Source organism: Pseudomonas sp. S3_B11 (assembly GCF_054667715.1).
This window is the reverse complement of sequence record NZ_CP162749.1, coordinates 6,267,356-6,289,451: the sequence shown is the minus strand read 5'-3', so window position 1 is coordinate 6,289,451 and position 22,096 is coordinate 6,267,356. Positions and strand designations below refer to the sequence as shown.

Genomic DNA, 22,096 nt, shown 5'->3' with positions numbered 1-22,096 from the left:
AATTAATGCAAGGACGGCTTGGGGGCCGCTGCATCGGTTTTCTTGGTCTCGGTGAACAGCAGCAATGGCGCGACCCGCAGGTACTCCATCACTTCCATGTAGTCGCTTTCGCCGTCATCGGACTCTTCCAGGGCATCCTGGACCTGGGAGATCGCGGCCAAGTCCTGCAACACTTCCTTGGCCTCTTCGCTCAAGGCGTATTCGCGACGGGTCAGGCCGAAGCCGGCGAGGAAGCCTTGGCACCATTGGCCCAGCGCAGCGGCGCGGTCGGCCAAGGGGGCGTCGTCAGTGGGCAGCAGCAGGACGACGGTCATGTCGTCGCTGGTCAGCTCGCCCTTGACCATTTCCTGCAGGCCGATGAGCGCGTTGCGGACGTTGTCCGCCGGCTCGCCTTCCAGCAGTTCGGCGGCGTCGGCCAACCAGCCGTCGGCATCGAAGCCGGCGCCGGCGCAGCTGCGACCGAGCAGCAGGCCATGCAGTTCGGCAGGCGAGACAGGATGACCGCTGGTGCTCAGCAGGGTGGCGAATGCTTGATACGGGGAATTCTGAATGGGCATGGGCAGCTAGGCGCCAGACGGCGCTATGTCTAGAATGGAGGCCTTGTATCCTACATCGACAGACTCGCCAAGACTATCAGAGGCTGTGCGACCCATACCCTCCATCAGACACAATCTTCAGTGGACACAATGGAAGACACCGACCTGCAAGCGCTGATGGCCAGACTCGAACTGCTAATTGACCGGGTCGAGCAACTTAAGAGCCAAAACGGACTCCTATTAGCTCAGGAAAAAACCTGGCGCGAGGAACGCGCGCACCTCATTGAAAAAAACGAAATCGCCCGGCGTAAGGTCGAATCGATGATTTCGCGCCTCAAGGCCCTGGAGCAAGACTCATGAGTTCAAGCAATAGCGTTACCGTGCAGATCCTCGACAAAGAATATTCGATCATCTGCCCCCAGGAAGAGCGTAGCAACCTGGTGAGCGCCGCCCGTTACCTGGATGGCAAGATGCGCGAGATCCGCAGCAGCGGCAAAGTCATCGGTGCCGACCGCATCGCCGTGATGGCCGCCTTGAACATCACCCACGACCTGCTGCATCGCCAGGATACACCGGACCTGCAGGTCAGCGGCTCGACCCGTGAACAGGTGCGCGACCTGCTCGATCGGGTGGATCTGGTGCTCGCCACCGATCCAGACGTCAGCAAGGGCTGATTCGCGAGGCTGCCTGGGGTATACTCGCATCACTCCCTGGGGTGCTTGCCAGTTGGTGATGTCCCTGAGCCGATACGCACAACCACGGGGGTTGCACGTTGGGGCCGGTGTGCATGTCCGCTTGACGGAAAGCCTTAACGCCCCCTGCAACTTCCACCTTGAACTTTCGGGTTCAAGGGCTAAGCCGACAGCGGTTCATCCGGGGAGCCTGATTCCAGACAATGCCAGTCCATGCGGACTGGCATTGTCGTTTCTGGCGCCGGCATTTCTGGGCAGCCTGTTTTGCGGTTACGCTGTGGCATCGCCACTGCGTGAAGCACTGATATGACCGAACCTGCGCTGCTGCCCCGCCCGCAACTTCGACGCCTGCTGCGCCAGGCCCGTCGCGCCCTGACACCCGCCCAGCAACGGCAAGCCGCCCGCGGGCTGTACAAGCAACTGGCCCAGCATCCGCTGTTTCGCCGTGCGCGGCACATCGCCCTGTACCTGCCCAACGACGGCGAGATCGATCCGCGCCTGCTGCTGCGCGCAGCCCAACGCCGGGGCAAGGCTACTTACCTGCCGGTGCTCAGCCCGTGGCCGCAGACCAAGATGGTGTTCCAGCGCATCCACCCCGGCGAAAAAATGCAGCCCAACCGGTTTCGTATTCCTGAACCGCGCAAGAACCTCGCCCGGCAACGCAAGGTCTGGACGCTGGACCTGGTGCTGTTGCCACTGGTGGGGTTTGACGATGCGGGAGGTCGATTGGGCATGGGCGGCGGCTTTTATGACCGCAGCCTGGCGTATCTGGCGCGACGCAAGCAGTGGCGCAAGCCGACGCTATTGGGGCTGGCCCATGAATGCCAAAAAGTCGAACGATTGGCGCAGGCAAGCTGGGACGTGCCGCTGCAGGGAACGGTCAGCGACAGGCAATGGTATATCGCGGGGTAGACGCCGCGGTCATCAGCGGCGCCAGGAAAGCGGGTTCAGCGTTTGAACGATGACGCGGGCTGGGTGATTTCCACCGGCGCGTCGGTCTTGTTGGCCCACAGGCTTTGAGCGTAACCCGTGGTCACGACACCTAGACCGAACAGAATGACCAAGATCCACAACAAATCCGGTTTGCGTTTCATCGATTGCCCCCCTCAAGGCATATCACACACGATGACAGCAGCGGTTTTCTTATTGGCCGTGCAGCAGCGTCAAGCTTGGAAGGCCGGCATTTTGCGGCAACCGGCCCCGACACGCAAACTCTGGCGTCAACCGACTGTCGGTTTGTCATAAAATCGCTGAACTATTTTTTTCAACACCGCCAAGGAGTAGCAATCATGGCCTATTGGCTGATGAAGTCCGAGCCCGACGAATTATCCATCCAAGGCTTGGAAAAGCTCGGCCAGGCACGCTGGGACGGGGTTCGCAACTACCAGGCGCGTAATTTCCTGCGGACCATGGCGGTGGGCGACGCGTTCTTTTTCTACCACTCCAGTTGCCCCGAGCCAGGCATTGCCGGGATCGGCCGGATCGTCCGCGCGGCCTACCCCGATCCGACAGCGCTGGAACCCGATAGCCATTACTTCGACCCCAAGGCCGGCCCGGACAAAAACCCCTGGACCGCGATCGACGTAGCCCACGTCGAAACGTTTCCCCACGTGCTGAAGCTCGACTACCTCAAGCAACAGACCGCGCTGGCTGAAATGCCACTGGTGCAGAAAGGCTCGCGACTGTCGGTGATGCCTGTCACGGCCGAACAGTGGGCCGCAGTGATTGCCCTGCGCTGATCGCCGATGAGTTGATGGATATCAAGCTGGATCGGTCATTGATCCCGCAGACTTCGATGCTATAGCCGCAGGATGCCGGACATGTCGACGAACCATCGTACCTCGCGTTTTTTTGCCTTTGCCTTGATGACCGTGTTGCTGGCCGCCGGCGGTTTCGGCTACTGGAAGTCACGCCACGATCGCCTGCCGGAAGGCTTGAGCATGGGCAACGGCCGCCTGGAGGCCACCGAGGTCCAGATCGCCAGCAAGACGCCCGGACGCCTGGCCGAAGTTCATGTCGACGAAGGCGACAACGTCATCAAGGGCCAAGTGCTGGCGCGCATGGACACCCGCACCCTGGAGGCCCAGCGCAATCAGGCCGAGGCCGAAGTCGTGCGTGCCCGACAGAACCTTGCCGCCACCGAAGCCAACGTACAGTTGCGCCAGAGCGAACAATTGCTCGCTCACCAGGAACTCAAGCGGACCCAGGAACTGTTCAAGCGCGGTTACGCCAGCGGCCAGGTCATCGACCAGCAACAAGCCCGCGTCGACACCGCCAACGCTGCGGTCAACGCCGCTCGGGCCCAGGTATCGGCGGCGAATGCGGCCATCGGCGCGACCCTGGCCCAAGTGGCCCAGCTCACCAGTGAAATAGATGACAGTACGTTGCGGGCGCCACTCGACGGCGTGATCCAGTTGCGCCTGGCCGAGCCGGGTGAAGTGCTGGGCGCCGGCGGCCGGGTGTTGCTGATGATCGATCCGAACGATCAATACATGAACCTCTACCTGCCGGCCTCGGTGGCCGGAAAACTGGCGGTGGGCAATGAAGCGCGCCTGCTGCTCGACGCCCTGCCCGAGCGACCGCTGCCGGCCAAGGTCAGCTTCGTCGCGGCCAAATCCCAGTTCACCCCGAAAGAAGTCGAGACCCGTGATGAACGCCAGAAACTGGTGTTCCGCGTCAAAGTACGCCTGACCCAACCCGGCGAAGTGCCCCAGGCCAAACCCGGCATGCCCGGTGCCGGCTATGTACGCACCGCCCCCATCGACTGGCCGGCCAACCTGCAATGAGCACCGTCCTCGACGAGGCATTGCACGCCTCGGGCATCGAGCATCGCTACGGCCAGCAGGTGGCATTGAGCGATATCGCCTTCAGCCTGCCCGTCGGCACTCGCTGCGGCCTGATCGGCCCGGACGGCGCCGGCAAGTCGAGCCTGCTGGGGCTGATTGCCGGAGTGAAGAAACTCCAGCACGGCCAACTGGACGTGCTCGGCGCCTCGATCGACGACCGACGCCATCGCAACACCCTCTACCGACGCATTGCCTTCATGCCCCAAGGGCTTGGGGGCAACCTTTACCCGGACCTGTCGATACGCGAGAACATTCGCTTCTTCGGCACGCTGTTCGGGTTATCGCGGGCAGACTGCGAACAACGCATGGGCACTTTGCTGCTGGCCACCGATCTGCAGCGTTTTGCCGATCGTCCGGCGGGCAAGCTGTCCGGCGGCATGAAACAGAAGCTCGGCCTGTGTTGCGCGCTGATCCATGAACCGGACCTGCTGATTCTCGACGAACCCACCACCGGCGTGGACCCGCTGTCCCGGCGGCGCTTCTGGGAACTGATAGAAGACGTGCGCCGACAACGCCCGCAACTGACCCTGCTGGTCGCCACCGCGTACATGGAAGAGGCCGAACAGTTCGAGCATTGCCTGATGCTCGACAACGGTCGCTTGATCGCCAAGGGCCTGAGTGCGGAGCTGGCCAAGGTCACCCCGGACGGCAAGCTCGATTCGGCCTTCACCCATTTCCAGGGCGACAGCGGCCGCGATGCCGAGCCGCTGGTGATCCCCCCCAGGAGCGCCAACACCATCGACATTGCCATCGAAGCCCACGACCTCACTTTGCGCTTCGGTGATTTCACCGCCGTCGACAACGTCAGCTTCGCGATTGGTCGCGGCGAGATCTTTGGGTTCCTGGGTTCCAACGGTTGCGGCAAGACCACCACCATGAAGGTGCTGACCGGGCTGATCCCTGCCAGCGAAGGCAGTGCCCGGCTGCTGGGCAACCCGGTCAACGCCAAGGACCTCGCCACCCGCAAGCGGGTGGGTTTCATGTCCCAGAGTTTTTCGCTGTACGGCGAACTGAGCGTGCGCCAAAACCTGGAGCTGCACGCCAAGCTCTTCGACCTGCCCACGACGGACAGTCGCCAGCGCATCGACGAACTGATCCAGCGCTTCAATCTCCAGGCGCTGGCGGACCAGCCTTCCGGCTCGCTGCCACTGGGCCTGCGCCAACGTTTGTCCCTGGCGGTGGCAGTGTTGCATCGCCCGGAAGTGCTGATCCTCGATGAGCCGACCTCGGGTGTCGATCCGGCTGCGCGGGATGATTTCTGGCGGCTGTTGATCGAGTTGTCTCGCGAACAGGGCGTGACAATTTTCCTTTCCACCCATTTCATGAACGAGGCCCAGCGCTGCGATCGCATTTCGCTGATGCACGCCGGCAAGGTCCTGGCTTGTGACACGCCGGCGGCCTTGCAGGCGCAGTTCAACGGCCAGACGCTGGAAGCCGCGTTCGTCACCTGCCTGGAGAAAGCCCAGGGCGAGACGCAACAAGACGCCGCTCCCGTGACCCTCGACAGTGCCGACGCCCCCCGGGACCGGCGCGGCCTGAGCCTCGGTCGCCTGTGGGCCGTTGCCAGCCGGGAGGGCAAGGAGCTGCTGCGCGACAAGGTGCGGATGGCATTCGCCTTGCTGGGCGCCTTGTTCATGATGGTGGTCTTCGGCTTCGGTATTTCCCTCGATGTGGAGAAACTGGCCTTCGCCGTGTATGACCAGGATCAGAGCCCGCAAAGCCGTGCCTACCTGGAAGCGTTCCGCAGCTCGCGCTACTTCGAGGAGCAGCCGATCATCCGCGACGCGAAGGAGCTGCATCGACGTTTGCAGCGCTCGGAGATCAAGCTGGCCCTGGAAATCCCCCTGGGTTTGGACGTGACCTTTACGCTGGCCGCCAGCCGACAGTGGGCGCCTGGCTGGACGGCGGCATACCGTTTCGGGCCGAGACCAGTCGCAACTACGTCCAGGCCGTGCACCAGGCCAACCTTGAGCAACTGGCCGAACTCAGCAGCCGCGCACCGAACCGGCAACCCGGCGCGACGCTGGAGACGCGCTTTCGCTACAACCAGGACGTGGTCAGCGTCAACGCCATCGGCCCTGGGGTCATGGCGCTGATCCTGGCGTTCATTCCGGCCATGTTGACGGCGCTGGGCATCGTGCGGGAGAAGGAGCTGGGTTCGATCACCAATTTCTACGCCACGCCGCTGACCCGCCTGGAGTTCCTGCTGGGCAAACAAGTGCCCTACCTGGCGGTCAGCCTGATCAACCTGGCCCTGCTGACAGCGATGAACCGCTGGCTGTTCGGTGTGCCGTTCAAGGGCAGCGGCCTGACGCTGGCGGTGGGCGGCCTCCTCTATGTACTGGCGACCACCAGCATGGGGCTGCTGATCTCGGCGTTCACCCGCACCCAGATCGCGGCGATCCTCGGCACCATGATCATCACCAGCCTGCCGACCATCCAGTTCTCGGGGCTGATCGTGCCGCGTTCGTCCCTGGACGGCGCGGCCTCGGTGATGGGCCAGTTGTTTCCCGCCGGTTATTTCCTCGATATAGCCGTCGGCACCTTCACCAAGGCCCTGGATCTGCGCCAGCTATGGCCGCAATGCCTGGCGCTGGGCGGGTTTTTCCTGGGTTTCACCGGGCTCAGCCTGATCATGCTGAAAAAGCAGGAGGCCTGATGCACACGCTTTCACATATCTGGCGTCTGGGGCTCAAGGAACTGACCAGCCTGCGGTACGACTCCGTCCTGCTGCTGTTTTTGGGCTACGCCTTCACGGTGGCGATCTACATGCCGGCCGCCGGTTCGGTAATCGGCGTCCACAACGCCAGTGTCGCAATAGTGGACGAAGACCAGAGCCATCTCTCGCGCCAATTGGCCCAGGTCCTGCAACCGCCGGAGTTCCAGAACCCGGTGGCCCTGCCCTATGCCGAACTGGACAAAGTCATGGACAGTGGCCGCTACACCTTTGTCATTAATGTGCCCGCCAACTTCCAGGCCGACCTGCTCGCAGGACGCGAACCGACGCTGCAACTCAACGTCGACGCCACGGCCATGAGCCAGGCGTTCATGGGCGCCGGCTATATAGGACGGATTTTCCAACAGGAACTGACGACCTACGCCGGCCAGGCACAAACGAGCGAAGCAACACCCGTGAGGCTGACCACGCGTTCGCTGTTCAATACCAACCTGGAAGGTGGCTGGTTCCTGGCGGTGATCCAGATCGTCAACAACATCACGATCCTGGCCATCATCCTGACGGGGACCGCGCTGCTGCGCGAGCGCGAGCACGGCACCCTCGACCACTTGCTGGTGCTGCCGCTGACGGCATTGGAAATCATGCTGGCGAAAATCTGGAGCAACCTGCTGGTGGTGGTACTGTGCACATGGGCGTCGCTGGAAATCATCGTCAAGTTCGCCTTGGGGGTTCCACTCGCCGGCTCCATGGTGCTCTTCCTGCTGGTGACCGCACTCTACCTGTTCGCCAGCACCTCACTGGGCATCTTCCTCGCCACCCTCGCTCGTTCGACGCCGCAGTTCGGTTTGCTGGCGATCCCGGTCATCATCCCGATGCTGCTGTTGTCGGGCGGCAGCACACCGCTGGACAGCATGCCGCAATGGTTGCAATGGGTGATGCAAGGCTCGCCCTCGACGCATTTCGTCAGCCTCAGCGCGGCGATCCTGTTCCGTGATGCCGGCCCTGGCGTGATCTGGCCGGACCTGCTGGCGCTGGCGGCCATCGGGCTTTTGTTCTTTGCAATCGCCCTGGCCCGGTTTCGGAAAAGCCTGGCGTCTTGACGAAAAAAAGCAGCCTTGGGCAGCGCCAGGAGATCCGGGCACTGCCAAAGGCTGCGATCGAGCCGGTTTACTGAATGATCAGGTTGTTGAACAACAGGTCATCGACCATCGGCTTGCCGGTTTCGTCGTTCATCACCTGCTGGGTCTGCTTCAACGCTTCCTGGCGCAGCTTTTCCTTGGCTTCCAGGTTATTCATGGCCTCGGTGGTCTGCTGGGCGAACAGCGCCACCAACTGGTTGCGAATCAACGGTTCATTGGCCTTGACCGCCGCCGCAGCAGCATCTCCCGTCACACGCAGGGCCACATCGGCCTTGTAGACCCTCAGCTTCGCCGAACCGTCGAGCCCATAGTTGCCGACAAAGGGTGGGCTGAGGGTGATGTAGCTGACCTTCGGCGCCTCACCTTCCTTCGCTTCCTTGCCCTCTTCGGCCATCGCTGCCACAGGCAACGACAGGGCCAGCATCAACATGATCCACGCTTTCACAATTGATTCCTCATCCGGTTTGCGGCCCAGCATACCGCCCCGCCGTTCAAGCACAAGCTTATAGCCGGCTATCAGGGCAGGGCATGCTCGTTGACCCGTTGTCTCTCACACCTACACTTATCGGCCATCACTCCCAAAGGAATAGCCCTGATGAAAGCCGTGCTGTGCAAAGAATTCGGCCCCGCCGATTCGCTGGTGCTGGAAGACGTCGCCAGCCCCGTCGCCAAGAAGAACGAAGTGCTGCTGGAGGTGCATGCCGCCGGGGTGAACTTCCCTGACACGCTGATCATCGAGGGCAAATACCAATTCAAGCCACCCTTCCCGTTTTCCCCAGGAGGCGAAGCCGCCGGCGTGGTCAGCGAAGTGGGAGAGAAAGTCAGCCACTTGAAGGTTGGCGACCGGGTGATGGCGCTGACCGGCTGGGGCAGCTTTGCCGAACAGGTGGCGGTACCTGGCTACAACGTGTTGCCGATTCCTGCGTCCATGGATTTCAACACCGCCGCCGCCTTCAGCATGACGTACGGCACCTCGATGCACGCCCTCAAGCAACGGGCCAACCTGCAACCCGGCGAAACCCTGCTGGTGCTCGGCGCATCCGGTGGTGTCGGCCTGGCGGCGGTGGAGATCGGCAAAGCCATGGGCGCCCGGGTGATCGCTGCCGCCAGCAGCGCAGAGAAACTCGCCGTGGCGAAGGCTGCTGGCGCCGACGAATTGATCAACTACAACGAAACCAGCCTGAAGGATGAAATCAAGCGTCTCACCGACGGCCAGGGTGCCGATGTGATCTACGATCCGGTGGGTGGCGACCTGTTCGACCAGGCCATCCGCGCCATCGCCTGGAACGGCCGGTTGCTGGTGGTCGGCTTCGCCAGCGGACGCATCCCCGAACTGCCGGTGAACCTGGCCCTGCTCAAGGGCGCCGCCGTGGTGGGTGTGTTCTGGGGCTCCTTCGCCCAGCGCCAGCCTCAGGACAACGCCGCCAACTTCCAGCAATTGTTCGGCTGGTTTGCCGAGGGCAAGCTCAAGCCGCTGGTGTCGCAGGTGTACCCGCTGAGCAATGCGGCACAAGCCATCAATGATCTTGGCCAACGCAAGGCGGTCGGAAAAGTGGTGATTCAGGTTCGCTGATTGCTTACCTGAATTGTTTTATACCGGGCCGTAACCCTACGACCCGGTTTCGCCATTCCCACACCGCCCTTCAGTTATACCTGAGCGACATGTTCATAAAAGAACACAACATCTCCAACATTCCTGCTTTTTTGTTGATGCGAACCGATGCTATTTTCGGTAACGAAACTGTAACATTCGCATCCGCAGTCAAAACAAGAAATCTGGAGCTCTTGAATGTTTGCTTTCTTTCGCCCTGCCGCACATCAGGCTCCATTGCCTGAAGAAAAAATAGACAGCACCTATCGACGCCTTCGCTGGCAGATTTTCGCCGGGATTTTCATTGGGTATGCGGGTTACTACCTGCTACGCAAGAACTTCACCCTGGCATTTCCGGATCTGATCGCCCAAGGCTATACAAAAGGCCAACTGGGGGTGGCGATGTCGGCGATCGCGATCGCCTACGGCCTTTCCAAGTTTTTGATGGGCATCGTGTCCGACCGCTCCAACCCTCGTTACTTCCTGCCCTTTGGCCTGATCGTGTCCGCCGGCGTCATGTTCGTTTTCGGTTTCGCACCGTGGGCAACCTCCAGCGTGACCATGATGTTCATCCTGTTGTTCATCAACGGTTGGGCCCAAGGCATGGGTTGGCCACCTAGCGGGCGCACCATGGTCCACTGGTGGTCGCAGAAAGAACGCGGCGGTGTGGTTTCGGTATGGAACACCGCCCACAACGTCGGCGGCGGCCTGATCGGTCCACTGGCGATACTTGGCATGGGCTGGTTCAACGACTGGCACAGCAAGTTCTACGTACCGGCAGCGGTGGCGCTGCTGGTCGCTGTATTTGCCTTCATTGTCATGCGCGACACGCCGCAATCGACGGGCTTGCCACCCATCGAGAAGTACAAGAACGATTACCCGGAAGGCTACGATGCCAGCCACGAAGAAGAGTTCAGCGCCAAGGACATCTTCGTCAAATACGTGCTGCGCAACAAAATGCTCTGGTTCATCGCGCTGGCCAACGTCTTCGTCTACTTGTTGCGCTACGGCATCCTGGATTGGGCGCCGACCTACCTTAAAGAGGTCAAGCACTTCAACTTCGACAAGACGTCCTGGGCTTACTTCCTGTACGAGTGGGCCGGCATTCCCGGCACGCTGCTGTGCGGGTGGATGTCGGACAAGATCTTCCGGGGCAACCGTGGCCTGACGGGCATGGTGTTCATGGCATTGGTGACCGTTGCGACGATCGTTTACTGGCTGAATCCGCCGGGCAACCCGATGGTCGACATGATCTCGCTGTTCGCGATCGGCTTTCTGATCTACGGTCCGGTCATGCTGGTAGGCCTGCAGGCGCTGGAGCTGGTGCCCAAGAAAGCGGCGGGCACGGCTGCCGGCTTTACCGGTCTGTTTGGCTATCTCGGTGGTTCGGTCGCGGCCAGTGCCATGATGGGCTACACGGTGGACTATTTCGGCTGGGATGGCGGTTTCATCCTACTGGTTGTCGCCTGCCTGCTGGCGATGGCCTTCCTCGCGCCAACCCTGTGGCACAAGCAGATCGCCAGTCAGAGCCGCGAAGCGGTCGCCTGATCCAGCGCTGATTTGCAGCGCTTGAGCCGCGCCTCCAGATTCCGGTCTGGCATGGCGTGGCTGCGCAGGGCGTGGATGGTCTGCTCGACATAATCGCGAGTGGTGCCGTAACGCCCACAGGCGCTTTCAAATACCTGGCTCAGCACATGGTCCGGCAGGTTGCCGGCATAGCTGGGCAGGTGTCGCTCCAGCACGAACCCCAAGGCTTGCACCCGGCTGCCATCCTCGAGACGGCAACTGAGCCAGTGCGGGCGATAGGACGGGACCGGCATCTCGCGTTGCCACAAGGCAAACAGCGAGTCCTCGAGATTCTCCTCCGGCAATCGGTAGGCGAAACCGCTGCACGAGCCGCCGCGATCCAGCCCGAACACCAGCCCCGGCAACTCCGGTGTACCGCGATGCTCGTGGGACCACAGGTACAAACCGCGATGATAACCATGGACCCGGCCGCGCATCCGCTCCACCGCCGTGCATTCGGGCCGCCAGATCAATGAACCGTATGCGAACAGCCAGACCGGACCGCCCTGGTGGAGGCTCATGGTCAATTGCATCGAGGCGAGCAGTTGCTCACGGGTCAATTGCGGCCCCAGCTCGAGTCGTGGCGGGTACAAGGCACAGCTAATGGCGGATTCGATAGCGGTCATGGCCGGTAGCGTTTGGCTCCTCGCGGGTCAAAGAGTTCGGTCGCGCGCCGTCATGATGCTGGCGCACATAGAGATCAAGGCAAGTTGGATGCCACTCCTGCCTATGATGTTGGCATATACCTTAACGACATCTAGTGCGCACGCTAAATATCGAATAGATATATCGTCAGGCCTATAACCCTGTGGGAGCAAGGCTTGCCCGCGATGAGAGCGATGCGGTCTTTCAGAGACCAAGTTGCCTGTTTCGCGGGCAAGGCTTGCTCCCACAAAGCGGAAATTCCCTCGCCACAAAAGCAGACCTCAGGCAAATTTCAAGAGTGGCTCAAGCCCGCGGCGCATACGCAAACACGTCGGCGCGCATTTGATGGGCGTCCATGCCGGCTTCCACCAGCGCATCGAGCGTGGCGTAGATCATGGCCGGCGAGCCGCTGGCGTAGACGTGCACGCCGGAAAGATCGCTGATGTCCTCGCACACGGCTTCGTGGAGCATGCCGCAGCGCCCTTCCCAGCCGCACAAGTCGCTGACGACTTTATGCAGGAACAGGTTCGGCAGTTTTTTCCATTCGTCCCAATGCTCGATTTCATAGAAATCTTCCGGCCGCCGCACACCCCAATACAGGTGCACCGGGTGCTTGAAACCCGCTGCCCGGCAATGCTCGATCAGGCTGTGCATCTGCGCCATGCCGGTTCCGGCGGCGATCAACACCAACGGTCCGTCCGGCAGTTCGGACAAATGCGTGTCGCCAAAAGGCATCTCGATACGCACGCTGGGGTTGCGTCGCAGTTGCTCCAGCAGGGCTTGTGCACTGCTTTCGCGCACCAATACGTGTAATTGCAGCTCGCGCCCCGAATGTGGTGCCGAGGCCAGGGAGAAGGCCGATTTTTCGCCGTTTTCCCGTTCGATCATCAGGTACTGCCCGGCGTGATAGCGCGGCGGCTTGCCGGCCGGCGCACGCAGGTGCACGCGCCAGACATCGCCCCCCACGTCGGCGCACTCGACCACCTGGCACGCCAGGTTGCGTACCGGTAGCTCACCCGGCGACAGCACGCCATCCCACAACACCACGCAGTCCTCCAGCGGCTCGGCGATGCACGTGAAGATCTCACCATGATCGCGCACCTCGCCCGCCTGCTCCACGCGGCCTTCCACCAACAACGCGCCACAGACATGGCAGTTGCCGTTACGGCAGCTTTGCGGGCATTCATAGCCCAGGCGCCGCGCGCCATCGAGAATCCGCTCGGCGGGCCGGATCTCCAGCACCGCCCCGGAAGGCTGCAAGGTTACACGCATCAATCTATTCCTAACTGATTCCAGATGGCATCGATCCGTTGGGTAACGGCCTCATCCTTGACGATAACCCGGCCCCACTCACGGGTGGTTTCACCGGGCCATTTATGCGTGGCATCGAGCCCCATCTTCGACCCCAGGCCGGACACCGGCGAGGCGAAGTCGAGGTAGTCGATCGGCGTATTCTCGATCATCACCGTGTCGCGCTTGGGGTCCATGCGCGTGGTGATGGCCCAGATCACGTCGTTCCAGTCCCGTGCGTTGATATCGTCGTCGGTGACGATAACGAACTTGGTGTACATGAACTGTCGCAAAAACGACCAGACACCGAGCATCACCCGCTTGGCATGCCCCGGATACGACTTCTTCATGGTCACCACGGCCATGCGATACGAACAGCCTTCCGGCGGCAAATAGAAATCGGTGATTTCCGGAAACTGCTTCTGCAGGATCGGCACGAACACTTCGTTCAACGCCACCCCCAGAATAGCCGGCTCATCGGGCGGACGACCGGTGTAGGTGCTGTGGTAAATCGGCTTGATCCGATGGGTGATGCGCTCGACGGTGAACACCGGGAAGCTGTCAACTTCGTTGTAGTAACCGGTGTGGTCGCCGTACGGACCTTCATCAGCCATTTCACCAGGATGGATCACCCCTTCGAGGATGATCTCGGCGGTGGCCGGCACTTGCAGGTCGTTGCCGCGGCATTTCACCAGTTCGGTGCGGTTGCCTCGCAACAGGCCGGCGAACGCATATTCGGAGAGGCTGTCAGGCACCGGCGTGACGGCACCGAGGATGGTCGCCGGGTCCGCGCCCAGGGCCACCGACACCGGGAATGGCTGGCCGGGGTGTTTTTCACACCACTCACGGTAGTCCAGTGCGCCGCCGCGATGGCTCAGCCAGCGCATGATGACCTTGTTGCGACCAATCACCTGCTGACGATAGATGCCCAGGTTCTGGCGATCCTTGTTCGGGCCTTTGGTAACGGTCAGGCCCCAGGTGATCAGTGGCCCTACATCACCCGGCCAGCAGGTCTGCACCGGGAGCATGGACAGGTCGACATCTTCGCCCTCGATCACCACTTCCTGGCAGATCGCGTCCTTGACGACTTTCGGCGCCATGGAAATGATCTTGCGGAAAATCGGCAGCTTGGACCAAGCGTCCTTCAGGCCTTTGGGCGGCTCGGGCTCCTTGAGGAACGCCAGCAGCTTACCGATTTCGCGCAGTTCGCTGACGGCTTCGGCACCCATGCCCAGGGCCACGCGTTCCGGCGTGCCGAACAGGTTGCCCAAGACCGGAATGTCGTAGCCCGTCGGGTTTTCGAACAACAGCGCCGGGCCTTTTGCACGCAGGGTGCGGTCGCAGACCTCGGTCATTTCCAGGACGGGGGACACCGGCACCTGGATGCGCTTGAGTTCGCCGCGCTGTTCCAGCCCGCTGATAAAGTCGCGCAAGTCGCGATACTGCATGCAAAAGCCTCATGGTGGCCGTGGCGTTCGGGGGCCCGAGTTTAACGCCGCCCGTCCAGAATAGTGAATGCACAGATAGCAAAAAGCCGGGTTTCCCCGGCTCTTGCTGGCCTGTCTTGTCGAGTTACTTGCGTTTCATCGACAGGAAGAACTCGTCGTTGGTCTTGGTCGTCTTCAGCTTGTCGACCAGGAACTCGATGGCGGCGACTTCATCCATCGGATGCAGCAGCTTGCGCAGGATCCACATGCGCTGCAACTCGTCGTCGGCGGTCAGCAACTCTTCGCGGCGTGTGCCGGAACGGTTGATGTTGATGGCCGGGAATACACGCTTCTCGGCGATACGGCGATCCAGAGGCAGCTCCATGTTGCCGGTGCCCTTGAATTCCTCGTAGATCACTTCGTCCATCTTCGAACCGGTTTCAACCAGCGCGGTGGCGATGATGGTCAGCGAACCGCCTTCCTCGATGTTCCGCGCGGCGCCGAAGAAACGCTTCGGTTTTTCCAGCGCGTGGGCATCGACACCACCGGTCAGCACCTTGCCGGAGCTCGGGATCACGGTGTTGTAGGCACGGGCCAGACGGGTGATGGAGTCCAGCAGGATCACCACGTCCTTCTTGTGCTCGACCAGGCGCTTGGCCTTCTCGATCACCATTTCGGCAACCTGCACGTGGCGGGTCGGCGGCTCGTCGAACGTCGAGGCGACCACTTCGCCGCGCACGGTGCGCTGCATCTCGGTCACTTCTTCCGGACGTTCGTCGATCAGCAGCACGATCAGGTGAACTTCAGGGTTGTTACGGGCGATGTTGGCCGCGATGTTCTGCAGCATGATCGTCTTGCCCGCTTTCGGCGGCGCCACGATCAGGCCACGCTGACCCTTGCCGATGGGTGCGCACAGGTCGATGACACGACCGGTGAGGTCTTCGGTGGAACCGTTGCCGGCTTCCATCTTCATGCGCACGGTCGGAAACAGCGGGGTCAGGTTCTCGAAGAGAATCTTGTTTTTCGCGTTTTCCGGACGGTCGAAGTTGATCGTGTCGACCTTGAGCAGGGCGAAGTAACGCTCGCCTTCCTTCGGAGGGCGGATCTTGCCAACGATGGTGTCACCGGTGCGCAAGTTGAAGCGACGGATCTGGCTCGGCGAGACGTAGATATCGTCTGGGCCGGCGAGATAGGAAGCGTCTGCGGAGCGAAGGAAGCCGAAGCCGTCCTGGAGAATCTCCAGCACGCCATCACCGGAGATTTCCTCGCCGCTTTTCGCGTGCTTCTTGAGCAGGGAGAAAATCACGTCCTGCTTGCGCGAACGGGCCATATTTTCTATGCCCATCTGTTCGGCCAATTCGAGCAGTTCGGTAATCGGCTTTTGCTTGAGTTCAGTCAGATTCATATAGGAATGACGTAATCATTTATGGAGGGGGGAAATTAAGCTTTTGGCTTAATGAGGCCGCGCCGCGGAGAAGGCGACAGGATCGCGTACTTATTCGAAAGGAGAGCGTCGGCGACGGCTTGCAGGGGGCAATGGAGAAACCAGTGCGGGGCCGAATGTACCACCTGGGTTTGCAAGCGTCTAGCCCCGAATAACGAAAAAGCCCCGCGATTTGCGGGGCTTTTCCAGTGGCATTCGGCGCTTAGATGTTGGCGTCGAGGAAAGCAGCCAGTTGCGACTTCGACAGCGCACCCACTTTGGTGGCTTCGACGTTGCCGTTCTTGAACAGCATCAGGGTCGGGATACCACGTACGCCGTGCTTGGCCGGAGTCTCCTGGTTTTCGTCGATGTTCAGCTTGGCAACGGTCAGCTTGCCTTTGTAGGTCTCGGCAATCTCGTCCAGGACCGGGGCAATCATTTTGCAGGGACCGCACCACTCAGCCCAATAGTCGACCAGTACCGCGCCTTCGGCCTTGAGTACGTCAGCCTCGAAGCTAGCGTCGCTAACGTGTTTGATCAGATCGCTGCTCATGGAAATCTCCGGGGTTGTCAGCAAAAAAACGTGGCCCATCATAGCGGCCCTTCCCGGGTTCAGGAAGCCGCAGTTGATTGAGTCTCGCTATGGCGGTCGATGGCTTTGGGTATGGCCGAGGTCACGAAGCCGCGGGGGCGACGAAGGAAATCCCGGTACGCAGTGCAGCGTTACGTACATGTTCCTGCATGGCTTTTTGCGCAGCGCCTGAAGCCCGACGAGCCAGGGCGCGAAGGATCTTGCGATGCTCCTGCCAGGTTTCCATCGCCCGCTCCGCCCTGATGAACGGTAGTTTCTGGCTTTCCAGGAAGATGTCGGCGCTGGCAGTAAGGATGCTCAGCATCGCCTGATTGCCGCTGGCCAACAGGATTCGCCGATGAAATTCGAAATCCAGCCGCGCGGCGGCGTCGAAATCGCCGATCTTCAGTTCACGGCGCATGGCTTCGACATTGTCTTGCAGCGTGTCCAGCTCATCGGCGCTGAGGGTCACCGCCGCCAACCCCGCCGCGAAACCCTCCAGGGCGTAGCGCAACTGGAAGATATCCACTGGCGAGGCCTGGGCCGCGAACGGCCAGCCCGGCGCCGATTCGCTGCGCGGGGCCTCTACCGGGGCCTGCACGAACACCCCCTTGCCCGGCTGCACGCTAATCATGCCCAGGGCACTGAGGGATGACAGCGCTTCGCGCAGCGACGCCCGACTCACCCCCAATTGCAGCGCCAGGTCCCGTTGCGACGGCAACGCATCGCCCGGGCCGAAGCCTTCATCGACAATCAGTTTGCGGATGGCTTGCAGGGCCACTTCAGGAACGGCGCGAGCGATGGAATTCATGATTTTCAAGACGAACCGGGCCAGTGAGCGGCTAGTTGTAAAGCTATTCGCCGCGCCCGGCAAGTCGTGCCCCAGCAGGGTTCGGCGACAAATACCGACGCCCGATAACGGTGCGAAAAATGCCACGACTGTTCAGACCAGTAAGACCGCTCCCCACCAGCAAAACCGTGGCTTGCCCGCTGAAAAGTCGCCTTGGCATGGCCTGTGCTCTGTCCGAACGCAGAAATCACATCACCGATTGCGGAGATTCGCCATGATTCAGCGTTGCAGCGCCCTGCTCACAGCCCTGTTTGCCAGCCTGATGCTCTGTCAGCTACCCGCCCACGCCGATGGCCTGGAAGACGTGGTCAAGCGTGGCACCCTCAAGGTTGCCGTGCCCCAGGACTTCCCTCCATTCGGTTCGGTAGGCCCGGACATGAAACCCCGCGGCCTGGACATCGACACTGCAAAACTGCTGGCCGACCAGCTCAAGGTCAAGCTTGAACTGACGCCGGTCAACAGCACCAACCGCATCCCCTTCCTGACCACGGGCAAGGTCGACCTGGTGATTTCCAGCCTGGGCAAGAACCCGGAGCGAGAAAAGGTCATCGACTTCTCCAGCGCCTACGCGCCGTTCTACCTGGCCGTGTTCGGCCCGCCTGACGCCGCCATCAACAACCTGGACGACCTCAAGGGCAAGACCATCAGCGTCACCCGTGGCGCCATCGAAGACATCGAGCTGACCAAGGTCGCCCCCGAAGGCACCACCATCAAGCGCTTCGAAGACAACAACTCGACCATCGCCGCCTACCTGGCCGGTCAAGTGGACCTGATCGCCAGCGGCAACGTGGTGATGGTCGCCATCAGCGAACGCAACCCCAAGCGTGTTCCAGCGCTGAAGGTAAAACTCAAGGACTCGCCGGTGTACGTAGGCGTGAACAAGAACGAGCCGGCGCTATTGGACAAGGTCAACCAGATCCTCGCCACCGCCAAGACCGATGGCAGCTTGGAGCAAAACTCCCAGACCTGGCTCAAGCAGCCGCTGCCGGCCGATCTCTGATCGTCGCTTGAGAGGCTGAGCATGGCTTATCAGTTCGATTTTCTGCCGGTGGTGCAAAACACCGAGCTGCTGTTGCGCGGCGCGCTGTTCACCCTGGAACTGACGGCCATCGGTACGTTGCTCGGGGTCAGCCTGGGCATCGTCGGGGCCGTGGTGCGGGCGTGGAACATTCGCCCGTTCGCGGCGATCTTCGGCGTGTACGTGGAATTGATCCGCAACACACCGTTCCTGGTGCAGCTATTTTTCATCTTCTTCGGCTTGCCGTCCCTGGGCCTGCAGATTTCCGAATGGCAGGCGGCGGTATTGGCGATGGTGATCAACCTCGGCGCCTACTCCACCGAGATCATCCGCGCCGGCATCCAGGCGATCCCGCGGGGGCAACTGGAAGCCGCCGCGGCCCTGGCGATGAGCCGTTTCGAGGCCTTCCGCCATGTGGTGCTGCTGCCGGCACTGGGCAAGGTCTGGCCGGCGTTGAGCAGCCAGATCATCATCGTGATGCTCGGCTCGGCGGTCTGCTCGCAGATCGCCACCGAAGAGTTGAGCTTTGCCGCCAACTTCATCCAGTCGCGCAACTTCCGCGCCTTCGAAACCTATGCGCTGACCACGCTCATCTACTTGTGCATGGCGCTGTTGATCCGCCAGTTCCTGAACTGGGTGGGTCGCCGCTGCCTGTACAAAAGCAGCAACGGGAGCGGCCGATGAGCGATTTCACTTTCTGGGACGTGGTGCGCAACCTGCTCACCGGCCTGCAATGGACCCTGGCGCTGTCGCTGGTGGCGTTTATCGGTGGCGGCGTGATCGGCTTGCTGATCATGGTGTTGCGCATCTCCAAGAGCGCCCTGCCCCGCAACATCGCCCGCACCTACATTGAGCTGTTCCAAGGCACACCGCTGTTGATGCAACTGTTCCTGGTGTTCTTCGGCGTGGCCCTGGCCGGGGTGGAGATTTCCCCCTGGATGGCGGCGGCGATTGCCTTGACGCTGTTTACTAGCGCCTACCTGGCGGAGATCTGGCGCGGTTGTGTCGACTCGATTTCCCACGGCCAGTGGGAAGCCTCGGCGAGCCTGGCCCTCAACCCGCTGGAGCAGTTGCGCTACGTGATCCTGCCCCAGGCCCTGCGCATCGCCGTGGCGCCGACCGTGGGCTTTTCCGTGCAGGTGGTCAAGGGCACGGCCGTGACCTCGATCATTGGCTTTACCGAACTGACCAAGACCGGCGGCATGCTCGCCAACGCCACGTTCGAGCCGTTCATGGTCTATGGCCTGGTCGCCCTCGGCTATTTCCTGCTCTGCTACCCCTTGTCCCTCAGTGCGCGCTACCTGGAAAGGAGACTGCATGCCTCTGCTTAGAATTACCGCCCTGCATAAATACTACGGCGATCATCACGTGCTCAAAGGCATCGACCTGAGTGTCGAGGAAGGCCAGGTGGTGGCGATCATCGGCCGCAGCGGCTCGGGCAAATCCACCTTGCTGCGCACCCTAAATGGATTGGAATCGATCAACGACGGCGTGATCGAAGTCGACGGCGAATACCTCGATGCGGCCCGCGCCGACCTGCGCAGCCTGCGGCAGAAAGTCGGAATGGTGTTCCAGCAGTTCAACCTGTTCCCGCACCTGACGGTGGGCGAGAACGTCATGCTCGCACCGCAAGTTGTGCAAAAAGTGCCCAAGGCCAAGGCGGCCGTGCTGGCGCGGCAGATGCTGGAACGGGTCGGGCTTGGCGAGAAATTCGATGCCTTCCCGGACCGCTTGTCTGGTGGCCAGCAACAACGGGTCGCGATTGCCCGGGCGCTGGCGATGTCGCCGAAGGTGCTGCTGTGTGACGAAATCACCTCGGCCCTGGACCCGGAGCTGGTCAATGAAGTGCTCAGTGTGGTGCGCCAATTGGCCAAGGAAGGCATGACGCTGATCATGGTCACCCATGAAATGCGTTTTGCCCGGGAAGTCGGCGACAAGCTGGTATTCATGCACCAGGGCAAGGTGCATGAGGTGGGCGATCCCAAGGTGCTGTTCGCCAATCCGCAGACGGCGGAGCTGGCGAACTTTATCGGGATGGTCGAGCCGGCAGCCTGAGAATCTGCGTTACCGGCTCAGGCCTCATCGCGAGCAAGCTCGCTCCCACAGGATTATCGGTTGCCTGCGATTGTGCACACGACGCAGAACCCATGTGGGAGCGAGCTTGCTCGCGATTGACCGCAAAGCGGTCGCCTTTGCGTTGGCGTAAGCGGTCGATCGTGGCAGGATGACGTGGTTATCGACCGAGACTTTTTGACCATGCCGCCATCCCAAGCCAAGAATCTGTCCCTGATCGCTGCCATAGACCTGGGCTCCAACAGCTTCCACATGGTCGTCGCCAAGGCCCAGAACGGGGAAATCCGCATTCTTGAGCGGCTCGGCGAGAAGGTCCAACTGGCCGCCGGTATCGACGAAGAGCGCAAGCTGAGCGAAGAATCCATCCAGCGCGGGCTCGATTGCCTCAAGCGGTTTGCCCAACTGATCAATGGCATGCCCCTGGGCGCGGTGCGGATCGTGGGCACCAACGCCCTGCGCGAGGCGCGCAACCGTGGCGAGTTTATCCGCCGCGCCGAAGAAATCCTCGGGCATCCGGTAGAAGTCATTTCCGGCCGTGAAGAAGCCCGCCTGATCTATCTGGGCGTTTCCCACACATTGGCCGACACCCCGGGCAAGCGCCTGGTGGCGGACATCGGTGGCGGCAGTACCGAATTCATCATCGGCCAGCGCTTCGAACCACTGCTGCGCGAAAGCCTGCAGATGGGTTGCGTCAGCTACACCCAGCGCTATTTCCGCGACGGCAAGATCACCCCGGCCCGCTACGCCCAGGCCTACACGGCGGCGCGCCTGGAAATCATGAGCATCGAACACGCCCTGCACCGCCTGACCTGGGACGAAGCCATCGGCTCCTCAGGGACCATTCGGGCCATAGGCCTGGCTCTCAAGGCCGGCGGTCACGGCACTGGCGAGGTCAACGCCGAGGGCCTGGCCTGGCTCAAGCGCAGGGTGTTCAAGCTCGGCGAAGCGGACAAGATCGATTTCGAAGGCATCAAGCCTGATCGCCGGGCGATTTTCCCCGCGGGCCTGGCCATCCTCGAGGCGATTTTCGACGCCCTCGAACTGCAACGCATGGACCACTGTGAAGGCGCCCTGCGCGAAGGCGTGCTGTATGACCTGCTGGGGCGTCATCATCACGAAGACGTGCGCGAGCGCACCCTGGGCTCGCTCATGGAGCGTTATCACGTCGACCTGGAACAGGCCGTACGGGTCGAACGCAAGGCGCTGCACGCCTTCGACCAGGTGGCCGACGATTGGGACTTGAACGACGGGGTCTGGCGCGAGTTGCTGGGCTGGGCCGCCAAGGTCCATGAAGTAGGCCTGGACATCGCCCACTATCACTACCACAAGCATGGCGCCTACCTGATCGAGCATTCGGACCTGGCGGGGTTTTCCCGGGAAGACCAGCAAATGCTCGCGCTGTTGGTGCGCGGCCATCGGCGCAACATTCCCAAGGATAAATTTGCCGAGTTCGGCGATGACGGCATCAAGCTGATTCGCCTGTGCGTGCTGCTGCGCTTTGCGATCCTGTTCCATCACATCCGTGGCACCCAGGAAATGCCCCAGGTGGTCCTGCACGCCAATGGCGATCAGTTGGATGTGCTGTTTCCCGAAAATTGGCTGGAAGAGAACCAACTGACCCAGGCCGACTTCGCCCAGGAAGCGGAATGGCTGACCCGGGTCGGGATTGTGCTGAACATTCACTGATTGCTTGCTGGAGTCCCTTGTGGTCCAGCTGCAACCCCTGTGGCGAGGGGATTTATCCCCTCGCCA

22 protein-coding genes, 1 other RNA gene and 1 pseudogene are annotated in these 22,096 nt (G+C 61.4%); 15 read left to right on the top strand and 9 right to left on the bottom strand.

All coding sequences use genetic code 11. The features are described 5' to 3' along the window. Positions 1 to 2 precede the first annotated feature (2 nt). A complete protein-coding gene (locus AB4O22_RS28125) occupies positions 3 to 557 on the bottom strand; it encodes a YecA/YgfB family protein (RefSeq protein WP_003206685.1) in 555 nt (184 codons plus the stop codon). 129 nt (positions 558 to 686) lie between these two features. On the opposite strand from AB4O22_RS28125, the gene AB4O22_RS28120 reads away from it, so the two are divergent. From AB4O22_RS28120 to AB4O22_RS28105, 4 genes are all read left to right on the top strand, one after another. Then, on the top strand, positions 687 to 896 hold the full coding sequence (locus tag AB4O22_RS28120; protein ID WP_003177365.1) for a TIGR02449 family protein: 210 nt from the start codon (positions 687 to 689) through the stop codon (positions 894 to 896). Beyond that, positions 893 to 1,210: a cell division protein ZapA gene (locus tag AB4O22_RS28115; protein ID WP_003177364.1), complete on the top strand. Its 318-nt coding sequence runs from the start codon at positions 893 to 895 to the stop codon at positions 1,208 to 1,210. Before AB4O22_RS28120 ends, AB4O22_RS28115 begins: the two co-directional genes overlap by 4 nt. Before the next feature lie 30 nt (positions 1,211 to 1,240). Then, positions 1,241 to 1,420: non-coding RNA, 6S RNA (gene ssrS, locus AB4O22_RS28110), on the top strand. Positions 1,421 to 1,534: 114 nt separating this feature from the next. Then, the gene (locus AB4O22_RS28105; RefSeq protein ID WP_013694517.1) at positions 1,535 to 2,140 is read left to right on the top strand and encodes a 5-formyltetrahydrofolate cyclo-ligase; all 606 of its coding nucleotides are present in this window, start codon (positions 1,535 to 1,537) and stop codon (positions 2,138 to 2,140) included. A gap of 35 nt (positions 2,141 to 2,175) precedes the next feature. Here AB4O22_RS28105 and AB4O22_RS28100 read toward each other — a convergent pair whose 3' ends face one another. Further along, a complete protein-coding gene (locus tag AB4O22_RS28100; protein ID WP_003206689.1) occupies positions 2,176 to 2,322 on the bottom strand; it encodes a hypothetical protein in 147 nt (48 codons plus the stop codon). 195 nt (positions 2,323 to 2,517) lie between these two features. Between AB4O22_RS28100 and AB4O22_RS28095 the strand changes: the two genes are divergently transcribed. The 4 genes and pseudogenes from AB4O22_RS28095 to AB4O22_RS28080 all read left to right on the top strand — a co-directional run bounded on the left by AB4O22_RS28095 (position 2,518) and on the right by AB4O22_RS28080 (position 7,851). After that, positions 2,518 to 2,967 carry an EVE domain-containing protein gene (locus tag AB4O22_RS28095; protein ID WP_003206690.1) on the top strand — a complete coding sequence of 150 codons (450 nt, stop codon included), beginning with the start codon at positions 2,518 to 2,520 and terminating at the stop codon, positions 2,965 to 2,967. 81 nt (positions 2,968 to 3,048) lie between these two features. Continuing rightward, a complete protein-coding gene (locus tag AB4O22_RS28090) occupies positions 3,049 to 4,014 on the top strand; it encodes an HlyD family secretion protein (RefSeq protein ID WP_003206693.1) in 966 nt (321 codons plus the stop codon). Then, positions 4,011 to 6,733 (top strand): annotated as a pseudogene (gene rbbA / locus AB4O22_RS28085) (ribosome-associated ATPase/putative transporter RbbA). The gene AB4O22_RS28090 and the pseudogene rbbA overlap by 4 nt, the downstream one beginning before the upstream one ends. Next, positions 6,733 to 7,851: an ABC transporter permease gene (locus AB4O22_RS28080; RefSeq protein WP_013694520.1), complete on the top strand. Its 1,119-nt coding sequence runs from the start codon at positions 6,733 to 6,735 to the stop codon at positions 7,849 to 7,851. The pseudogene rbbA and the gene AB4O22_RS28080 overlap by 1 nt, the downstream one beginning before the upstream one ends. Positions 7,852 to 7,918: 67 nt before the next feature. On the opposite strand, the gene AB4O22_RS28075 is transcribed toward AB4O22_RS28080, so the two are convergent. Beyond that, the gene (locus AB4O22_RS28075) at positions 7,919 to 8,335 is read right to left on the bottom strand and encodes a flagellar basal body-associated protein FliL (protein WP_003206698.1); all 417 of its coding nucleotides are present in this window, start codon (positions 8,333 to 8,335) and stop codon (positions 7,919 to 7,921) included. A 150-nt stretch (positions 8,336 to 8,485) separates the two neighbouring features. On the opposite strand from AB4O22_RS28075, the gene AB4O22_RS28070 reads away from it, so the two are divergent. Beyond that, positions 8,486 to 9,463, top strand: coding sequence for an NADPH:quinone oxidoreductase family protein (locus AB4O22_RS28070; RefSeq protein WP_013694521.1), 978 nt, complete (start codon positions 8,486 to 8,488; stop codon positions 9,461 to 9,463). Positions 9,464 to 9,679: 216 nt separating this feature from the next. After that, the gene (glpT, locus tag AB4O22_RS28065) at positions 9,680 to 11,029 is read left to right on the top strand and encodes a glycerol-3-phosphate transporter (protein WP_003206703.1); all 1,350 of its coding nucleotides are present in this window, start codon (positions 9,680 to 9,682) and stop codon (positions 11,027 to 11,029) included. Here glpT and AB4O22_RS28060 read toward each other — a convergent pair. The 6 genes from AB4O22_RS28060 to AB4O22_RS28035 all read right to left on the bottom strand — a co-directional run bounded on the left by AB4O22_RS28060 (position 11,005) and on the right by AB4O22_RS28035 (position 17,214). Then, on the bottom strand, positions 11,005 to 11,673 hold the full coding sequence (locus AB4O22_RS28060; RefSeq protein ID WP_003206704.1) for a gamma-glutamylcyclotransferase: 669 nt from the start codon (positions 11,671 to 11,673) through the stop codon (positions 11,005 to 11,007). The two genes, glpT and AB4O22_RS28060, sit on opposite strands and share 25 nt — an antisense overlap. Before the next feature lie 322 nt (positions 11,674 to 11,995). Beyond that, a complete protein-coding gene (locus AB4O22_RS28055) occupies positions 11,996 to 12,964 on the bottom strand; it encodes a CDP-6-deoxy-delta-3,4-glucoseen reductase (protein ID WP_003206708.1) in 969 nt (322 codons plus the stop codon). Next, on the bottom strand, positions 12,964 to 14,430 hold the full coding sequence (ubiD, locus tag AB4O22_RS28050) for a 4-hydroxy-3-polyprenylbenzoate decarboxylase (RefSeq protein ID WP_460097634.1): 1,467 nt from the start codon (positions 14,428 to 14,430) through the stop codon (positions 12,964 to 12,966). Before ubiD ends, AB4O22_RS28055 begins: the two co-directional genes overlap by 1 nt. A 124-nt stretch (positions 14,431 to 14,554) precedes the next feature. After that, the gene (gene rho, locus AB4O22_RS28045; RefSeq protein WP_003206716.1) at positions 14,555 to 15,814 is read right to left on the bottom strand and encodes a transcription termination factor Rho; all 1,260 of its coding nucleotides are present in this window, start codon (positions 15,812 to 15,814) and stop codon (positions 14,555 to 14,557) included. A 241-nt stretch (positions 15,815 to 16,055) separates the two neighbouring features. Then, on the bottom strand, positions 16,056 to 16,385 hold the full coding sequence (gene trxA, locus AB4O22_RS28040) for a thioredoxin TrxA (protein ID WP_003206727.1): 330 nt from the start codon (positions 16,383 to 16,385) through the stop codon (positions 16,056 to 16,058). A gap of 121 nt (positions 16,386 to 16,506) precedes the next feature. After that, positions 16,507 to 17,214 (bottom strand): FadR/GntR family transcriptional regulator, encoded by a 708-nt coding sequence (locus AB4O22_RS28035; protein WP_003206729.1) that lies wholly within the window; start codon positions 17,212 to 17,214, stop codon positions 16,507 to 16,509. Between the two features lie 253 nt (positions 17,215 to 17,467). Between AB4O22_RS28035 and AB4O22_RS28030 the strand changes: the two genes are divergently transcribed. From AB4O22_RS28030 to ppx, 5 genes are all read left to right on the top strand, one after another. After that, positions 17,468 to 18,253, top strand: coding sequence for a transporter substrate-binding domain-containing protein (locus tag AB4O22_RS28030; protein ID WP_460097633.1), 786 nt, complete (start codon positions 17,468 to 17,470; stop codon positions 18,251 to 18,253). A 21-nt stretch (positions 18,254 to 18,274) separates the two neighbouring features. Further along, on the top strand, positions 18,275 to 18,955 hold the full coding sequence (locus AB4O22_RS28025) for an amino acid ABC transporter permease (protein ID WP_003206733.1): 681 nt from the start codon (positions 18,275 to 18,277) through the stop codon (positions 18,953 to 18,955). Then, positions 18,952 to 19,602 (top strand): amino acid ABC transporter permease, encoded by a 651-nt coding sequence (locus tag AB4O22_RS28020; RefSeq protein ID WP_003206735.1) that lies wholly within the window; start codon positions 18,952 to 18,954, stop codon positions 19,600 to 19,602. The genes AB4O22_RS28025 and AB4O22_RS28020 overlap by 4 nt, the downstream gene beginning before the upstream one ends. Then, positions 19,589 to 20,326, top strand: a complete 738-nt coding sequence (locus AB4O22_RS28015; protein ID WP_003206736.1) for an amino acid ABC transporter ATP-binding protein — start codon at positions 19,589 to 19,591, stop codon at positions 20,324 to 20,326. The genes AB4O22_RS28020 and AB4O22_RS28015 overlap by 14 nt, the downstream gene beginning before the upstream one ends. A gap of 201 nt (positions 20,327 to 20,527) precedes the next feature. Beyond that, complete coding sequence (ppx, locus tag AB4O22_RS28010; RefSeq protein WP_003206738.1) at positions 20,528 to 22,030, top strand: exopolyphosphatase; 1,503 nt, start codon at positions 20,528 to 20,530, stop codon at positions 22,028 to 22,030. Positions 22,031 to 22,096 lie beyond the last annotated feature (66 nt).

What these genes read in the sequence shown, in the direction of transcription:
- ppx (WP_003206738.1), top strand. Translation starts at nt 20,528, where the DNA reads ATGCCGCCATCCCAAGCCAAGAATCTGTCCCTGATCGCTGCCATAGAC.
- AB4O22_RS28015 (WP_003206736.1), top strand. Translation starts at nt 19,589, where the DNA reads ATGCCTCTGCTTAGAATTACCGCCCTGCATAAATACTACGGCGATCAT.
- rho (WP_003206716.1), bottom strand. Translation starts at nt 15,814, where the DNA reads ATGAATCTGACTGAACTCAAGCAAAAGCCGATTACCGAACTGCTCGAA.
- AB4O22_RS28030 (WP_460097633.1), top strand. Translation starts at nt 17,468, where the DNA reads ATGATTCAGCGTTGCAGCGCCCTGCTCACAGCCCTGTTTGCCAGCCTG.
- ubiD (WP_460097634.1), bottom strand. Translation starts at nt 14,430, where the DNA reads ATGCAGTATCGCGACTTGCGCGACTTTATCAGCGGGCTGGAACAGCGC.
- AB4O22_RS28035 (WP_003206729.1), bottom strand. Translation starts at nt 17,214, where the DNA reads ATGAATTCCATCGCTCGCGCCGTTCCTGAAGTGGCCCTGCAAGCCATC.
- AB4O22_RS28125 (WP_003206685.1), bottom strand. Translation starts at nt 557, where the DNA reads ATGCCCATTCAGAATTCCCCGTATCAAGCATTCGCCACCCTGCTGAGC.
- AB4O22_RS28095 (WP_003206690.1), top strand. Translation starts at nt 2,518, where the DNA reads ATGGCCTATTGGCTGATGAAGTCCGAGCCCGACGAATTATCCATCCAA.
- AB4O22_RS28100 (WP_003206689.1), bottom strand. Translation starts at nt 2,322, where the DNA reads ATGAAACGCAAACCGGATTTGTTGTGGATCTTGGTCATTCTGTTCGGT.
- glpT (WP_003206703.1), top strand. Translation starts at nt 9,680, where the DNA reads ATGTTTGCTTTCTTTCGCCCTGCCGCACATCAGGCTCCATTGCCTGAA.
- AB4O22_RS28080 (WP_013694520.1), top strand. Translation starts at nt 6,733, where the DNA reads ATGCACACGCTTTCACATATCTGGCGTCTGGGGCTCAAGGAACTGACC.
- AB4O22_RS28120 (WP_003177365.1), top strand. Translation starts at nt 687, where the DNA reads ATGGAAGACACCGACCTGCAAGCGCTGATGGCCAGACTCGAACTGCTA.
- AB4O22_RS28055 (WP_003206708.1), bottom strand. Translation starts at nt 12,964, where the DNA reads ATGCGTGTAACCTTGCAGCCTTCCGGGGCGGTGCTGGAGATCCGGCCC.
- AB4O22_RS28025 (WP_003206733.1), top strand. Translation starts at nt 18,275, where the DNA reads ATGGCTTATCAGTTCGATTTTCTGCCGGTGGTGCAAAACACCGAGCTG.
- AB4O22_RS28115 (WP_003177364.1), top strand. Translation starts at nt 893, where the DNA reads ATGAGTTCAAGCAATAGCGTTACCGTGCAGATCCTCGACAAAGAATAT.
- AB4O22_RS28105 (WP_013694517.1), top strand. Translation starts at nt 1,535, where the DNA reads ATGACCGAACCTGCGCTGCTGCCCCGCCCGCAACTTCGACGCCTGCTG.
- AB4O22_RS28090 (WP_003206693.1), top strand. Translation starts at nt 3,049, where the DNA reads ATGTCGACGAACCATCGTACCTCGCGTTTTTTTGCCTTTGCCTTGATG.
- AB4O22_RS28020 (WP_003206735.1), top strand. Translation starts at nt 18,952, where the DNA reads ATGAGCGATTTCACTTTCTGGGACGTGGTGCGCAACCTGCTCACCGGC.
- AB4O22_RS28070 (WP_013694521.1), top strand. Translation starts at nt 8,486, where the DNA reads ATGAAAGCCGTGCTGTGCAAAGAATTCGGCCCCGCCGATTCGCTGGTG.
- trxA (WP_003206727.1), bottom strand. Translation starts at nt 16,385, where the DNA reads ATGAGCAGCGATCTGATCAAACACGTTAGCGACGCTAGCTTCGAGGCT.
- AB4O22_RS28060 (WP_003206704.1), bottom strand. Translation starts at nt 11,673, where the DNA reads ATGACCGCTATCGAATCCGCCATTAGCTGTGCCTTGTACCCGCCACGA.